The 15,287-nt window shown below is 60.2% G+C and carries 13 protein-coding genes; 8 read left to right on the forward strand and 5 right to left on the reverse strand.

All coding sequences use genetic code 11. From position 1 onward, the window contains the following. Positions 1-4: 4 nt before the first annotated feature. The 4 genes from P3T21_RS07155 to P3T21_RS07170 form a co-directional block, all read right to left on the reverse strand. Entirely contained in the window at positions 5-1,204 is a 1,200-nt protein-coding gene (locus P3T21_RS07155) for a patatin-like phospholipase family protein (protein ID WP_429255233.1), read from the reverse strand. 192 nt (positions 1,205-1,396) lie between these two features. Next, a complete protein-coding gene (locus P3T21_RS07160; RefSeq protein WP_429255234.1) occupies positions 1,397-3,577 on the reverse strand; it encodes a TonB-dependent siderophore receptor in 2,181 nt (726 codons plus the stop codon). Between the two features lie 192 nt (positions 3,578-3,769). Continuing rightward, positions 3,770-5,194: an ATP-binding protein gene (locus P3T21_RS07165; protein ID WP_429255235.1), complete on the reverse strand. Its 1,425-nt coding sequence runs from the start codon at positions 5,192-5,194 to the stop codon at positions 3,770-3,772. Between the two features lie 570 nt (positions 5,195-5,764). After that, positions 5,765-6,619, reverse strand: a complete 855-nt coding sequence (locus P3T21_RS07170; protein ID WP_429255236.1) for a phytanoyl-CoA dioxygenase family protein — start codon at positions 6,617-6,619, stop codon at positions 5,765-5,767. Between the two features lie 287 nt (positions 6,620-6,906). Between P3T21_RS07170 and P3T21_RS07175 the strand changes: the two genes are divergently transcribed. Genes P3T21_RS07175 through P3T21_RS07190 form a run of 4 tightly spaced genes read left to right on the forward strand, consistent with a single transcriptional unit; the run spans position 6,907 to position 10,453 of the window. Then, the gene (locus tag P3T21_RS07175) at positions 6,907-7,977 is read left to right on the forward strand and encodes a fatty acid desaturase (protein WP_429255237.1); all 1,071 of its coding nucleotides are present in this window, start codon (positions 6,907-6,909) and stop codon (positions 7,975-7,977) included. A 27-nt stretch (positions 7,978-8,004) separates the two neighbouring features. After that, a complete protein-coding gene (locus tag P3T21_RS07180; protein ID WP_429255238.1) occupies positions 8,005-8,349 on the forward strand; it encodes a non-heme iron oxygenase ferredoxin subunit in 345 nt (114 codons plus the stop codon). Further along, positions 8,346-9,593, forward strand: coding sequence for an NAD(P)/FAD-dependent oxidoreductase (locus P3T21_RS07185; RefSeq protein ID WP_429255239.1), 1,248 nt, complete (start codon positions 8,346-8,348; stop codon positions 9,591-9,593). Before P3T21_RS07180 ends, P3T21_RS07185 begins: the two co-directional genes overlap by 4 nt. After that, positions 9,590-10,453: a sugar phosphate isomerase/epimerase family protein gene (locus P3T21_RS07190; protein ID WP_429255240.1), complete on the forward strand. Its 864-nt coding sequence runs from the start codon at positions 9,590-9,592 to the stop codon at positions 10,451-10,453. Before P3T21_RS07185 ends, P3T21_RS07190 begins: the two co-directional genes overlap by 4 nt. Here P3T21_RS07190 and P3T21_RS07195 read toward each other — a convergent pair. Then, complete coding sequence (locus P3T21_RS07195; RefSeq protein WP_429255241.1) at positions 10,450-11,499, reverse strand: LacI family DNA-binding transcriptional regulator; 1,050 nt, start codon at positions 11,497-11,499, stop codon at positions 10,450-10,452. The two genes, P3T21_RS07190 and P3T21_RS07195, sit on opposite strands and share 4 nt — an antisense overlap. 139 nt (positions 11,500-11,638) lie before the next feature. Here P3T21_RS07195 and P3T21_RS07200 point away from each other — a divergent pair, with 139 nt between their 5' ends. Genes P3T21_RS07200 through P3T21_RS07215 form a run of 4 tightly spaced genes read left to right on the forward strand, consistent with a single transcriptional unit; the run spans position 11,639 to position 15,280 of the window. Beyond that, positions 11,639-12,658 carry a sugar ABC transporter substrate-binding protein gene (locus P3T21_RS07200; RefSeq protein ID WP_429255242.1) on the forward strand — a complete coding sequence of 340 codons (1,020 nt, stop codon included), beginning with the start codon at positions 11,639-11,641 and terminating at the stop codon, positions 12,656-12,658. A gap of 9 nt (positions 12,659-12,667) precedes the next feature. Then, complete coding sequence (locus P3T21_RS07205; protein WP_429255243.1) at positions 12,668-13,648, forward strand: ABC transporter permease; 981 nt, start codon at positions 12,668-12,670, stop codon at positions 13,646-13,648. Further along, entirely contained in the window at positions 13,645-14,445 is an 801-nt protein-coding gene (locus P3T21_RS07210; protein WP_429255244.1) for an ATP-binding cassette domain-containing protein, read from the forward strand. Before P3T21_RS07205 ends, P3T21_RS07210 begins: the two co-directional genes overlap by 4 nt. Before the next feature lie 25 nt (positions 14,446-14,470). Then, positions 14,471-15,280, forward strand: a complete 810-nt coding sequence (locus tag P3T21_RS07215; RefSeq protein ID WP_429255245.1) for an SDR family oxidoreductase — start codon at positions 14,471-14,473, stop codon at positions 15,278-15,280. Positions 15,281-15,287: the final 7 nt, after the last annotated feature.

Raw genomic sequence — 15,287 nt, forward strand, 5'->3', positions numbered from 1 at the left:
TGTCTTATTCGCTAAAGACTTCTGAATCGTCACGTTCCGGCTCCGTCGTTAGCATCGACTCTCTTGAGCGCGCGGGTATCGTACGTTCGGGCGCCAGGGGAGAACGTTCAACCTTGCCGGATTCGCGCGACATCAGTTCGGGGTGCGCTTCGCAGAATGCGCGGCCGGCCTGATAGCCGATGTCAAACAGGAGTTTCAGGTTCGACTCCGACCAGTCGAGCACCTCGGGCCAGTGATCGGGCGGAATGCCGCCCGTCAGGTCTACCTTCAAAAGGCGACGCTTGGACCTGCCCGTAAGCGGGTCGATGTTGTGTTGCAGTTCGAAAAGGCGCATGTCGCTTTTCGCGATCTTCACGAGGGGTGTGATGATGGAGCGCACCCACGCGTCGTAAAGATTGCGCGGTTTGCGGATCAACTGGTCGTCACCGAGGATGTCGAACACGACCAGCGTATCGACGTCGCGATGCAGGCCCGGCGCGCCGTCGTCGTCGGATACGAGCGGCTTGAAGTTGATTGAATCGAGCGCGGCGCCCTCGATGTAATCGTTTCCATCGATTTCGGTCGGTGGATAGATGAACGGAAACGACAGCGCCGCACGCACATGCGCGGGCGTGATGTCGCGCTTGCCCCACGTTGTCATGTGCTCTTTCGTGAGGTTGTATGCGTTGATATAGAACTCGGGTTGCATCGCGGCGACGGCATCGAAATCGACGACCTGCTCGACGAACGGCAGATGGGCGCAGAGCCCGAGACTTTGCGGCGTCAGGTCGGTAGGCGACATCGTCGCGAGAAACAGTTGCGTCCAGTCCGACCAGAGGTTCGCTGCCGGATTGCCGCCGAAGGAATCGAAAAATGTATTTGCCCATGGCATCGACGAAAGCGTGTTGCGATACGCCCCCGCCGCCATACCCGGTTTCATGAAGACCTTATAGTTGACCGGGAAAAACTCGTAGATCGAATCGGCCACGCCGATCTGCGCCCATCGGGCGAGCGCCTCTCTCGGTGTGTCGTTGAGCGGCGCTGTGTAGAGCAGCCCCATCAGGGCGCCGGCTCCTGATGTCGAAATGACGTCAAAGTGAATGCCTGCGTCGAGAAACGCCGCCAGTGCGCCCGCGATCAGCGTGGAATTCGGCGCACCGCCGCCGATCAGTAACGCCTTCTTGCCACCCTGCGTATTTACCGTCTGCGCCGTCTGCTCTGCCATAGCTCCCCCGGGTTGAACGAGTCCATAGCGGTTATATCGTCAGACAAAAAGAATACTTAAGGGATAACCCTTATGATTTTTTCTGGAATGGGACCCTGGATTGCGAACTCAATGCAAAAGCGGCCACAACGAAATTGTTGTGGCCGCATCCTTTTTGACGCTGGTAGTCTGTGCAATGACCTGTTGAAGCGCCTAGAACTCCATCGTCGCGCTCGCCACGACGGTTCGGGTCGGCGACGGGCTCACGTAGTAGCCCCATGCGGTGGTCCAGTAGCGACGGTTGAACAGGTTGTTGATGCCCGCGCGCAGCGTCACATCCTTGCCGGCAATCCGCGTTTCATACCTGCCGCTCAGATCGTACGTCACGTATGCCGGCACGAATTGCGTGTTCGCTGCATCGACAGCCATGTCGCTGACATATTTGCCGCCAAACGCCAGCGTGAGCGGGCGCAGATACGACGGGTTGTATTCGACGCGGCCGGTCACCGTCAAGCGTGGTGCGCCATAGATCCGCTTGCCGTCGACGGCAACGTCGTCGATATCGACCGCCTTCGTGTTGAGCCACATCACGCCACCCAGCACGCGCCAGTCGCCCGTCAACTGCAGCCAGCCGCCTGCATCGATACCGGAATAACGTTTGGTGCCGTCCTGCACGAAAATGTTGGCCGAATTCGTGTAGTTATAGCCCTGATCGACGCGAAACAGCGCGAGATTGGCGCCCCACTTCTGACGATCCGTCTTGAAGCCGACTTCATACTGTTTGCTGCGAAGCGGGCCATATGTGGTCGGGAAATTGACGTTGGTATTCGATGCCGCCCCACCCTGCTGCAGCGACTCCACGTAGCTCGCGTAGAGCGTCGAGTACGCGTCCGTCTTGAACATCAGCGCGACAGTCGGCGTGACCGGATTGGCGCTGTATTCCGCCATCACCGAGCCATCCGTGTTGTAGGTGTGCTGGCGGAACTGCGTGTAGCGCACGCCAAGCAGCGCGGAGAGGCGCGACGTGAACGCCACCGTATCGCTCGCGTAGAGCGCCGTTTGCGTCGTGCGCGACTGTCTGTAAAGGTTTTCGGCGATGTTGACTTCGGCATTGGTCAAGAGCGTACTGCCATACAGATTGCCGGTGCCGAGGCTATAGCCGTTGTTCCAGCCTTCGCTGTTGTCGTACTCGGTCATCTGCGACTGATAGCCCGCGCCAAACACGACGTCGTGCTTTACGCTGCCGGTGTTGAACCTGCCCTGCACCATCGCGTCGACGTTCTGGTAGAAGTAGCGCGTCATCGCGGCGTAGAGCGTGTTCGAGTAGTCGCCCGCGTCGTTGAACACGAACAGCAGGCTGTCCGAGTTGGTGCGATTTTCCTTGGCAAAGCGGTACTTCACGCTCGCGTGCCAGTTCTCGGACAGACGATAGTCGAGGCCCGTGCCAACCGAAGCCATTTCGACCTGGTAGAAGTTCTGCGGCTGCGTCAGTTCATGGGTAATCGTGCTTGCGTCGGGAATGCCAAGGCCGCCGCCAAACATGATGCCGAACAGCGTGCCATTAGTTTTGCGCTTTTGGTAAAACGCATCGGCGGACCACGTCAGATCCGGCGTAATCCGGAAATCCATCGCGAGCGAAGCCATCTTGCGCCGCAGATGACCATTGGCCTCGGCAGTATTGCCGTCTTCGTTCACCAGGTTCAAGCGGTAGCCAAAGCGCTTGTCATTACCGAAGCGGCCACCCAGATCCAGCTTCTCGCTAAACACACCGGCGGACTGATAGCCGACCGAAAAGCTGCGGTACGGATCATCGGTCGGGCGCTTGAGCACGTAGTTAACGATGCCGCCCGGCGAGCCGAAGCCGTACATGAAACCGGAGAGACCCTTGAGCAGGTCCACCCGCTCGAACTGCTCGAGCGCGAGATCGGTGTCCCACGAAGGGAAACTCTGGCCGTCGACCTTGATGCCGTTCAGCGTATCGATCGGCAGCCCGCGCACGGTGAACATCGAGTTTTCGCTAATCGAGTTATCGGCCGTCGCCGACACCGCCGGATCGTATTTGAAGAGATCGTTGGCCGTGTTCGCCATCAGATCCTGCGCTTCCTCGCTCGTCACGACATGGGTCGAAAACGGCGTATCGACCTGCTTGCGCGAACCCAGCGCGCCAGTGCTGACGGTATCGGCAGCCGCTGCCGTCGTGTCGCGCGAAGCAGTCACGCTGACCGTGGGCAGCGCGGCATCCCCCGACGCCGCGGCCTGCGCCCATCCAGATGACGACAGCGTGGACAGTGATAACCCCACGCTGGCCAGAAGCGCGACACTGAGAAACGACGACGGAGCACGGCTGGAACTACGCCCAAAGGTTGGGCGACGGACGTTGGTCAGATTCTGCATATTGTTTTTAGTCAGGCAGGCGGAAGCCCGTGCGACGCGGCATGCGCGGCACGACATCGCTCGAACGCGTGGTTGTTAAGCGGAAGGTTAATCAGCGAAGTGAATGTTAATGCAACTCATTCGCATTAACAACTGAAAACTTTCGAAAAGCTTTGCAGGAGAGCGATGGGAATTTCGCGGTTGCCGTCTGGCTCAGCGGGAAGCAGACGGCGTGTCGCGCCAGGGAGAAGTGATATTGGGCGCCCGATCCTGCTCTGCCGTATCTCCAGCGGGCAAGGTGACGTAGAACGTCGCACCTCGATCAACATTGTTTTCGGCCCAGATTCGACCGCGGTGCATGTCGACGATGGACTGACAGATCGACAGCCCCAGACCGAGCCCTTGGGGTTTTGAAGTGAAGAACGGCTTGAAGATCTTGTCGAGCCTGTCCGGTGCCAGACCGTGACCGTAATCGCGGACAGCAATGCGCACCATATCGTGACTATCCGGCTTGAGCGTCACCCGCACCTCGCGATACGCTGACGGCACCGCATTCATTGCATCGAACGCGTTGAGCAGGAGATTAAGCAGCACCTGCTGTAGTTGCACCCTGTCGCCGCGCACTGGCTGCAGATCGCTATCGATGTCGAGCACCACACGCGTGCCGCGCACAATCGCGTCACTGCGCAGCAGAAAGACAACGTCACGGATCACGCCTGCGAGATCGAGCGGCGCAACTTCAAGATCACCTTTCTTGACGACCGCGCGAATACGCCGGATGACTTCGCTGGCGCGATAGTCATCCTTGACAATGTCAGAGAGAATTTCGCGTACTTCATCGAGATCGACCGGATCGAGCGCCATGAACCGCTGCGCGGCCTGCACATTGCTCAGGATCGCGGTAAGGGGCTGGTTCAACTCATGCGCAAGCGAACCGGCAAGCTGCCCCATGGTCGATACGCGCGTCAGATGCGCCAGATCCTGACGGTTGCGAAGCAGCTCGTATCGATCCGTCCGGTCGACGATGAAGGCGAGTGTCACGCTGCGGTCATCGACGAGCACCGTGTTAAGGCCAAGTTCGATGCGCAATTCAGTGCCATCCTTGCGTCGCGCGAGGCGTTCGCGCATCGCTGGCGCGACCGGCATTTCCTGCGTCAGTACTTCGTTTGAATGCGCTTTGGCATCGCTCTCCATACCTTGCGCTTCGGGCACCAGCACGTGGAATGGCTTGCCAGGTAGTTCATCGCGTGCGTAACCGAACAGCACGGCAGTCTGTGTGTTCGCCTTCGCTATGCGACCCTGATCCCCGAGTATCAGCGCGGGCAGCGGTAACAATTCCAGCACGTGCTCGACGCTGTCATCATGCGCCCCGTGTTCGGCGCTATCCGCGCGCGAATGCGGCAAGACGCGCGAGCGCGCGGCCACGCTGTACGCCTGACGATGCACGACTCTCGCGGAGACGATCTCGCGAAAATGGTCAACGAACAATCGCCCGCCGCGTGATGTGCGCGGACCGCCCGACGGCATCTCTCGTGATGCAGCAGGGTGCGGATGTCCCGCTCGAATTCCGCGGGGTGTACCCGATCTGGCGAGCCACCAGATGATGATGGCCGTTTCCAGCACAACAAGAGCAGACATGACGATGCTCATAGCCGGGCCCCTCTCAAAGGCCAACAGCGAGACATACGCTGACAACGGCTGCCTTATCTATTTCTACAGAAGCCACTGTCTTCTACCCGGGAGACGGCCATCGAATGCGGATGTTGCCGTGCCGAACGGTCGGCCCAGGAAAGTCATCGACTGGTAACTGCGTCTTGCTGATTGCGCAAACACGTGTACGTTGGTCACCAGGCTGACATGTGGTTTGCCTGCGTGATTCATACACATACGGGAACGCTGCCAGCCGGACATGTGTAACACGCAATAACTGCAGATACCGTCACGTCAAGATTTAACCTGTGAATTGATCCTAGTACGCTGTGAGCAGATAGTAAACATCGCGCATGCCCACATTCGCAAAGGGTTTCGCGAAGCGTAGGCTGCTCGCCCAAAGCATGCTGGGGCACGATGGGAATGAGTCGCGATTACCGTGCGGCCCCGCGCAATTAGTCTGACTATCATGCGGCCCTATCAGCACGGGTAGAGGGCCGCATTGCACAGGTGTCCTTCGATTGCAGCGCAAAACATAGCGACGAATCGTGTCGCTATCTAACGCATCGCATTCTTCCGCCCCTCTGCATTGGTTGCGATCGCAATCTCATCCAGGTTCTGGGGATAGGGAAAGTTCATCCCAAGCAGCTGCCGCATTGTCGGGCTCGCACGTTTGACAAACGCTTCGCCGACCATCGCCCTGAGATCCTCCATCGGCTTCACGAACTTCGGCAGATATTGAATCAGCACCGCGCTACGATCCTGCGCGCTACGGTTAGGCATCGCGCAATGCCACGTCGCGCCGAAGAATACGATGGCATCTCCCGGTTCCGCTTCCATGCGCTCGCAGCGCTCGAAGAAAGCATCGCCCTCGCCCGGATAGCGCAGTTCGTGCTGCGTATGCGGCACGAACGCGGTTGCGCCTGTCTGCACGGTGAACGGATCAAGCGGAATCGTTACCTGCGCGTTGAGTGGAAACGATGTATTGATGCCGAGCGGAAATGATTCCGGCGCGTGAAAATCCCAGTACGGATAGTCGATGTGCGGCTCCTGACCGGGACCATCCGGCAGGATGCGATTTGCCGCGATCGAACCCATGATGAAGTCCGAACCCAGAAAACGTCGCATCGCATCGACGATCACCGGCTGCTCTGACATCTGCGAAAACACATCGCCCTTAGCCAGCAGATTCCACACGCGTCGTTGCAGATGCAGGCGCTGCTCTTCCGCAGCCTGTCCCTGAAAATGCGTCACCGTCTGCGCATGATCTTCCGAATACGCCATCACCACGCGCCGCGCCTCGGCAACCTGCGCTTCGCTGAAAAGCCCGCGTATGCGAATTGCACCCGGGCCGCTCGTCAACGCTTCAACAATCACATCCGGTGTAGCCGCACCGCTTTCGACACTATTCACGACCGTCTCCTTCAACGTGGCGCAGCACTGGCGGCCGCGTGATGAACAAGCATAAGAGACGAAACGGGCGCCCTGCAAGAATAATTGCACAACGAAAACGCATGGAATTTTCTTTCCATTTCGAACGCCTTGTCTGGCGTGGCAAAGCGAACCGTTTGATGGAAACCCATCATTTCCGGGGATGAAGGCCGGCAAGCCTTCAACTATCGTTATCCCAACGAGAAGCCCGCCCGCTCTGCTCCATTGACGGTAAGGCCGCAAATATCCTATCAAGCAGGAGACAACCCATGTCCTCGACTCCCGGTGTCGACAGCGGCGCACCTGCGCCCGGCCTCACCGACAAGGCCTTCGACGATGCCATCGGCCAGCAGTGGTATCAGCCCGCCATTCCGCGCGCGGTACTCAAGGAATTGATGAAGCGCAGCGATATCGAAGGGTGGCGCAACTTCGGCCTGTGGCTCGTGCTGCTGGTCGCATCGGGTGCGTTGGCCGCGATGACATGGGGAACGTGGTGGGCCGTGCCGGCGTTCTTCGTCTACGGCACGATCTACTCGTCGAGCGACGCGCGTTGGCATGAACTCGCGCACGGCACGCCGTTCAAGACGCGCTGGGCCAATGACGTCTTCTATCACCTGTCGTCGTTCATGACGATGCGCGAAGGCTACTGGTGGCGCTGGAGCCATGCGCGGCATCACACGCATACGTACTTCCAGACACGCGACCCCGAGATCCAGGTCGCGCGTCCGACCAAGGTGTGGCCGATCGTCATCGACTTCCTTGGTCTCATGGGATGCACTATCGAAATCGGCAAGACCGTCAGGCACGCATTCGGTCGCGTCGATGCGGCTACCGATGCGTTCCTGCCCGCCAGCGAAAAGCCAAAGATGATCGGGTCGTGCCGCATCTATCTTGCGGTCGTCATCTTCACGATTGCGCTTGCAATTGCAACGCGCAGTTTCCTGCCACTGATGTTCGTCTGGACACCGCGCTTTTACGGCGGCTGGCTGCATCAACTGCTGGGTCTCACGCAACACGCCGGACTCGCGGTCAACGTCAAGGACCACCGGCTGAACACACGCACTGTGTATATCAATCCAGTGTTCCGCTTTCTCTACCTGAACATGAATTACCACCTTGAGCACCATCTTCTGCCGATGGTTCCGTTTCACGCACTGCCGCGTCTGCATGAAGCGATCAAGGATCAGTTGCCGCCCGCGTATCCGGGCCTTTACGCGACGTATCGCGAGATGCTGCCGGCGTTATGGAAACAGCGCTCCGATCCGCAGCATGTGATCGAGCGAGCGTTACCCGTCAAGCGCGCGCCAAACGGCGGCTTCACTGCGCAGCCCAACGCCTGAACACACGCCAGACAAACGGAGATTCTCGTGACCGTCGAAACGAACGACTTGAAGTGGGTTGTGGCCTGCGCGACTGACGATATCGATGAAGAGGACGTGATCCGCTTCGATCATGCGGGCGCGAGCTACGCGGTGTATCGCATCGATGAAGGATTCTTCGCGTCCGATGGCTGGTGTACGCACGAACGCGCGCACCTTGCCGATGGCTTTGTGGTGAACCGCGAGATTGAATGTCCGCTGCATCAAGGGCGTTTCGACATTCCGACCGGCAAGCCCAAAAGCCCACCCGTATGCGTGCATCTGAAAACGTATCCGGTGCGCGTCGAAAACGGCGAAGTGCTGCTTGGCGTTCCCCCGCAGGACGGATCATGAAAAGCCGCCCCGCGATGGTGATCGTCGGCGCGGGCCAGAGTGGCGCGCGCGCCGCCCACGCGTTACGCGATAACGGTTGGGACGGCGAAATCACGCTGCTTGGCAACGAAAGCGTCGCCCCGTATGACCGCCCGCCGCTTTCCAAGGCCGTGCTGCTTGGACAGAAAACCACGGCGCAATGCGCGCTCTATGATGAAGCGTTCTATCGCGACCAACGCATCGATCTGCGTATCGACGCATGCGTCCAGCACATCGATCGTGCTGCGCGGCAGGTCGTCCTTAAGGACGGCCTCGCGGTTCAGTATCACCGGTTGCTGATTGCAACCGGCGCCGAGCCACGCAAGCTGACGGTGCCCGGCGCCACGCTTGCCGGCGTGCATTACCTGCGTACCGTCGCCGATGCCGCACTGATCGCCGACGAATTACAGCCAGGTCGAAAGATCGCCATCGTCGGTGCAGGCTTTATCGGGCTGGAAATAGCAGCAACGGCCATCACGCGTGGCTGCGAAGTCGTCGTGATCGAAGCAGCCTCGCGCGCCCTGATGCGCGCCGTGCCGGAAGTCGTCGCAGCGTATCTGGTGGAGCGTCACCGGCAGATGGGTGTCGATATCCGCTTTGCCGTGCAGGTCGACCGGATTGTCGGCGAGCGGCGTGCGAGCGGCGTCAAACTCTCCGACGGCACTCTGCTCGCGTGCGATTGCGTGATTGCCGGCATCGGTGTGAAACCACGCACCGAACTCGCGGAAGCCGCGGGCATCGACGTCGCCGATGGCATTGCCGTCGACGATACGCTGCGCACCAACGACCCGCACATCTTCGCGGCAGGTGACGTATGCTCGTTTCCGCATCGGCTGTTTCGGCGGCGCATCCGCCTCGAATGCTGGAAGAATGCGGAAGATCACGCACGTATCGTCGCGCGGAACATGCTTGACCGCGGCGAGACGTATTCCGAAGTACCGTGGTTCTGGTCCGATCAGTACGACATGACGATCCAGATCGCCGGCATGCCCGCCTTCGCGGTAACGACGGCTGTGCGCAGAACAGGCACCACGTCCCGCATATTCTTCGCCCTCGACCGCGATGGCGTGCTGGTGGGTGCAAGCGGCGTTGGCAACGCGAGCGAAATTGCAAAGGACGTGCGCGTGGCGCAGGCACTGATCGCACGGCGTACGGTTATCGAACCCGCGCTGCTTGCCGATCGCCACGTCAAGCTCAAACCGCTGCTGGCCGCGGAGGCTCTATGACACAGCGCCTCGAAATCTATCAGTCAATGTGGGCGATGGAGCGCCGTCAGACCGATGGTCACGAACGCTCGCTGGAAACGAATATCGCGATGATCGCGCAGGCAGGCTTCGATGGTGTCAGCGCCGGGTATGCATCGCGTGATGAAGCGCGTCGTCTTGCGGAGCTGCTTGCCGCCACGGGCATGCATGCGGAAGCACAATGTTTTCCGCGCACGGTCGACGATCTTCAGCCCGTGCTTGAGCTTGCAACAGAGTTCGGCGTACATCACATCGATCTGCAACCCGATGTCCGGCCGCGTCGGATCGACGAATGTCTGAAGCTGATTGACGGCTGGACGCGTCTTGCGGAACAGGTGGATTTTCCGGTGTATATCGAAACGCACCGCGACCGCATGACGACCGATCTGCATTTCACGCTCGATCTGCTCGATGCGCGTCCTGACATGAAGCTGCTCGGCGACATCTCGCATTACCTCGTCGGGCGCGAATTCGCATGGCCCGTCTCCGACGAGAATCACGCGATGATGCATCGCATCCTCGATCATTCGTGGGCATTTCATGGGCGCGTCGCGAGCCGCGAACAGGTGCAGATCGAAATCTCGTTCGAGCCGCACCGGATGTGGGTCGACCTGTTTCTCGACTGGTGGCGCTACGGCTTTACGTCATGGCGACGCCGTGCCGGTCCCGACGATTCGCTCACGTTCACCTGCGAACTCGGACCGAAGCCTTACGCAATCATCGGCCGCGACGGCAACGATACGACCGACCGCTGGGCCGAGTCGCTGCTGATGCGCGACTGGATACGCGACCTATGGAATGAAGTCGTTCTGGAAGACGAAAGTATGGTCGTTAGCCGCTAGTCGCCTGGCGGCAGATTTTCACGTAACAGCACGGTCACCGGAATCTGTTGAGGCAGCGCGACGCCCGGGTCACGGTGATAGTGCCGCAGAACGATTTCGATCGAACGCATCGCTTCGCCCGCCGGGTTCTGGTCGAGAACAGCGTCGAGCGTGCCTTCGATCAGCAGGCGCCGCGAGGTTTCGTTGAGTTCGTGGCCGACGAATACCGTCGAACGGACGCGGTCGAGCGCGAGCAATGCCGCGCCGACGCCTTCGTCACCGACCGAAATGTTGTAGATCCCGCGCAGGTCGGGATAGCGCCGGAAGGCGTCACGAGTCAGGCGCTCGGTGACAACCGACTGCTCACGGCTCTCTACCGTTTCGACGATGTCGCAGTTTGGAAACCGGCGCCGCAGCACCGAACGAAAGCCGCTTTCGCGTTCTTCATGGCCGAGGAAATCATGCATGCCCGTCAACACGAGCACCTTACCGCCCGCATCGCCGAGAAAGCGCCCCATCAGTTCGCCTGCCACGCGTCCTGCGCAGCGGTTGTCGATACCGACATAGGCGAGCCGCCCGGTGCCCGGCAGATCGCTTGCAAGCGTGACGACGGGGATCGTGCGGCTAACGTGTCGCAACGCCGCGGTGATGTCCGGATGCTCGTACGCGACGATCACGAGCGCATCGGCTTTCTGCGTCGTGCGCCGGATCGTCTCCACCATGCGCGCTGGTTCGAGACTATCGAAGTACGTCACGGCGCAGATCACGCGCTGCGCTTCGAAGGCCTTCTGCGCAACTTCGAAGCCCTGCTTGAGCGACACGTAATACTGCGCGACCGGTTGCTGCAAAAGAATCGCGATGCGCAGCCAGCGTACCGACACCGAGTCGAGCGCGCGATCGATCTTCAGCTTGCGCGCCCATTCGAGCACGCCCATTTCCTTCTCACGCGACACGCCACCGCGACCGTTCAACACGCGATCGACGGTTGCCTCGCTGACGCCCGCCGCCTTCGCGATGTCGGCCATGCTCGTCTTGCGGCGGGTGGTATTGGACACGCGGCTGGACATACGGCTGACCCCGGGATGAACGACAGAAATAGAAAGCGACGATGACACGATCATCGCATCACCGCACCGGCGCATCAAGCCGGGCACATGAAACACCTATAGTCCCAGCCCAGGCAACAGGACATATCAGGAGACAAAGATGAACCCGAAAACCCACTTCGTACGTACGCGGCCCAGGGCAACCCGGCTCGCGATCGCCGCATGCATTGCGTGCTCGCTGTTTTCAGCGGGCGCGGCAAGGAGCGCCGAACCGCTCAACATCGTGATGCTGACCCACGGCGCCGCGACCAACGCTTTCTGGCAAGCCGTGAAAAAAGGCTTCGACGACGCCTGCGTACGCGTTCAGGCGCATTGCCAGATGGTCTTTACACAGACAGACGGCTCGATCGAGCAGCAAAGCTCGAACTTCCAGGCCGCCCTCGCCCGCAAGCCCGATGCAATCCTGACGACGATCGTCGACGACAAGGCGTTGACTTCGATGATCAACGACGCGCGCTCGAAGAACGTGATGGTGATCGCCTACAACGTCGACCAGAGCGGCGGCGCATCGGGCGCTGCAAAACGTCAGGCCTTCATCGGACAGAACTTCGTGCCCGCAGGACGCAGCCTTGCGCAACAACTCACACGACAGTTTCCTAAGGAAGGCCCGATCCGCGTGCTAGTCGGAGTGAGCGCACCGGGACAGAACTGGGCTGAGCAGCGCGCGAAAGGCGTGATGCAGGGCCTCGACGACTGGAAGCGCGCCAACCCCGATCGCAAGATCGTGATCGACCGCCTCGACTCGGGCACCGATCTGTCGGTGACCGGCGAACGCGTCGGCGCTTACCTCACCGCGCACCCGGATACGACTGCATACTTTGACATGGGCTTCTTCCATGCTGCCGTCGCGCAGACGCTAAAGGATCGCGGCGTGCCGCCGGGCAAGGTGCTGCTCGCAGGCTTTGACATCGTGCCGCAGGTGCTGCAGATGATGAAGGCGGGTTACATCCAGGCGGAAGTCGATCAGCAGCCGTACACGCAGGGCTTCATGCCCGTGATGCAGGTGTATCTCGCGAAGTCGTTTGGTCTTGCGCCCGCCGATATCAACACCGGTGATTCGCTTGTGATGCCCGCTCAGGCTGACTCGGTGATCGCGCTGTCGCAAAAGGGCCTGCGCTAGGAGACTGCGATGAAGAAGCTGCTCAAGATCTACCTGCAGAAGCCCGAACTTGCGGGCATCGTCCTGCTTGCCCTGCTGATCGCGCTGTTCCAGTTCCGTTCGCAGATGGTGTTCCTGAGCGCTGAGAATGTGCGCGGCATTCTGGGCGTGTTGCCGGAAGTCGGACTCGTTGCGATCGGTGTCACGTTGTTGATGATCTGCGGCGAATTCGATCTGTCGGTGGGCTCGGTGTTCGCGCTTACGCCAATGTCGATCACATTGCTCGTCAACGCCGGCGTGCCGTTCTGGCCGGCGTTTTTGATCGGACTTGTGGTGGCCGCCGCAATCGGCCTGATGAACGGGCTGATCACGCTCGTGTTCAACATACCAAGCTTCATCACGACGCTCGGCATGCTGTTCATCGTGAGATCGCTGACCGTCGTGCTTTCGGGCGGCTTTCCGCCGAACCTGCCGATCGAGCAGATGCCCACGCACCTGTTCGTGAGTTTCATCGGACCGGAGGGTCTGTTTCGCGCTTCATTCCTCTGGTTCATCGGGATCGGTGCGGCTGCGGCCGTACTGCTCTCTGCCACCAACCTCGGCAACTGGATGAAGGCAACGGGCGGCTTTCTTGAAGCGTCCATATCGAGCGGTGTGCCCGCGCGGCGCGTCAAGCTGTTTTCGTTCGTGCTGTGCGCGGTGCTTGCGGGCTTCGCCGGCTTGATCCAGGTGCTACGCCTGGGCGCTGCATTGCCCTCGATCGGCGACGGACTCGAACTGCAGGCGGTCGCTGCGGCGGTGATCGGTGGCACTGCCCTTTCTGGCGGCATCGGCAACGTACTGGGTGCGGTAGTCGGTGCGCTGTTGATCCGCGTGATCGACAACGGCCTCGTGCTGACCCAGGTCGACGCGAACTGGTTCAAGTTCGCGGTCGGCAGCCTGACCATCTTCGCCGTGGTCGCCAACGCATGGATGCGCCGCACGGCACGACATCTCAAGGTGCAGCTATGAACACACTCTCATCGCACCCCGCGGAGCTGCTTTCGTATCCGGACGAAAGCGTCGATAGCGATCGCGTCCCGGCACCGCTCATGGCGGTGCGCAATATGCACAAGTGGTATTCCGGCGTGCATGCGCTTAAGGGCGTCAGCCTGGAGTTCAAGCGTGGTGAGGTCGTCGGCCTGCTTGGTGATAACGGCGCAGGCAAATCGACGCTCATCAAGATTCTTTCGGGCGTGCATCGGCCGGATGAAGGCGAGATCCTGTTTCAGGGTCAGCCCGTGCGGATCAATTCGCCCAAGGCGGCGATGCAGCTTGGCATCGAAACGATTCATCAACACAACTCGCTGGTGCCGAATCTTTCCATCGCGCGCAATCTGTTCATTGGACGCGAGCCGCTGCTCTTCTCGCTGTTCGGTATCGGTCCAATGAATCACGCGCGCATGCGCACCGACGCGGTCAAGGCGATCGCGGATGTCGATCTGCATCTGCGTTCGGCGGAAGCCCTGCTTGGCGAACTGTCGGGCGGACAGCGTCAGGGCGTTGCGATCGCGCGTGCGATGCACTTCAAGTCGAAGCTGCTGATCCTCGACGAGCCGACGAATCATCTCTCGGTCAAGGAGACCGGGAAGGTCATTGGATTCGTGCGCGGTTTGTCGGAGCAAGGTATTACTGGCGTGTTCATCAGTCACAACCTGCAGCACGTGTTTCATTCGTGTGATCGCATCGTCGCGATGGCGCGCGGTGAAGTCGTGCTCGACCGGCCTGTCGCGCAGACGTCGATCGAGGAAGTGACCGACCTGCTTTGATCAACCTTTCAGGGAGAAGAATCACGTGGGACAGTTCGATGCAAAGGTGACCGTCGTCACCGGTGGCACACAAGGGCTCGGTGCGGCAATCGCGGCACTGTTTGTGGAGCGTGGTGCTAGAGGCGTGGTGATCTGCGGACGTTCGAAGGAAAAAGGTGAAGCAAGGGCCGCAGAACTCAACAAGGCGGGCAGCGCGGAAGTGCGCTTCGTGCAGGCCGATCTGTCACGCGTTGAAGACTGTCGCGCGGTGATTGCAGCCGCAGACAGACACTTTGGCCGCGTCGATGTGCTCGTCAATGCCGCAGCAATGACGGATCGCGGCACGATACTCGACACCAGCCCCGATCGCTTCGACAGCATCTTCGCGACTAACGTGCGCGCGCCGTTTTTTCTGATGCAGGAAGCGGTCAAGCTCATGCGCCGCGAAAAGACGGAAGGCACCATCGTCAATATCTGCTCGATGTCGGCCATGGCCGGGCAACCGTTTATCGCGGCGTATTGCGCATCCAAAGGTGCGCTCGCCACGCTCACGCAGAATACCGCTTACGCGCTATTGCGCAATCGCATCCGCGTGAATGGTTTGAATCTCGGCTGGATGTCGTCAGATGGCGAAGACCAGATTCAGCGCACCTATCACGGCGCATCTGACGACTGGCTCGTCCAGGCCAATGCCGCGCAACCATTCGGCCGGCTCATCGACCCTGCGGAAGCCGCACGTGCGGTTGCGTTCCTCGCGAGCGCGGAGTCGGGTCTGATGACGGGATCAATGGTGAACTTCGATCAGTCGGTGTGGGGCGGGTTCGACGATGCCCCGCATCCAGCTCAGCCGCTTTAGGCGAAAC

This window comes from Paraburkholderia sp. GAS334 (assembly GCF_050436625.1).
In the GTDB taxonomy this organism is placed as follows: Bacteria; Pseudomonadota; Gammaproteobacteria; order Burkholderiales; family Burkholderiaceae; genus Paraburkholderia.

Excerpts from the sequence above, each read along its gene's own strand:
- P3T21_RS07155 (WP_429255233.1), bottom strand. The coding sequence starts at position 1,204 with ATGGCAGAGCAGACGGCGCAGACGGTAAATACGCAGGGTGGCAAGAAG.
- P3T21_RS07160 (WP_429255234.1), bottom strand. The coding sequence starts at position 3,577 with ATGCAGAATCTGACCAACGTCCGTCGCCCAACCTTTGGGCGTAGTTCC.
- P3T21_RS07165 (WP_429255235.1), bottom strand. The coding sequence starts at position 5,194 with ATGTCTGCTCTTGTTGTGCTGGAAACGGCCATCATCATCTGGTGGCTC.
- P3T21_RS07175 (WP_429255237.1), top strand. The coding sequence starts at position 6,907 with ATGTCCTCGACTCCCGGTGTCGACAGCGGCGCACCTGCGCCCGGCCTC.
- P3T21_RS07185 (WP_429255239.1), top strand. The coding sequence starts at position 8,346 with ATGAAAAGCCGCCCCGCGATGGTGATCGTCGGCGCGGGCCAGAGTGGC.
- P3T21_RS07190 (WP_429255240.1), top strand. The coding sequence starts at position 9,590 with ATGACACAGCGCCTCGAAATCTATCAGTCAATGTGGGCGATGGAGCGC.
- P3T21_RS07195 (WP_429255241.1), bottom strand. The coding sequence starts at position 11,499 with ATGTCCAGCCGCGTGTCCAATACCACCCGCCGCAAGACGAGCATGGCC.
- P3T21_RS07200 (WP_429255242.1), top strand. The coding sequence starts at position 11,639 with ATGAACCCGAAAACCCACTTCGTACGTACGCGGCCCAGGGCAACCCGG.
- P3T21_RS07205 (WP_429255243.1), top strand. The coding sequence starts at position 12,668 with ATGAAGAAGCTGCTCAAGATCTACCTGCAGAAGCCCGAACTTGCGGGC.
- P3T21_RS07210 (WP_429255244.1), top strand. The coding sequence starts at position 13,645 with ATGAACACACTCTCATCGCACCCCGCGGAGCTGCTTTCGTATCCGGAC.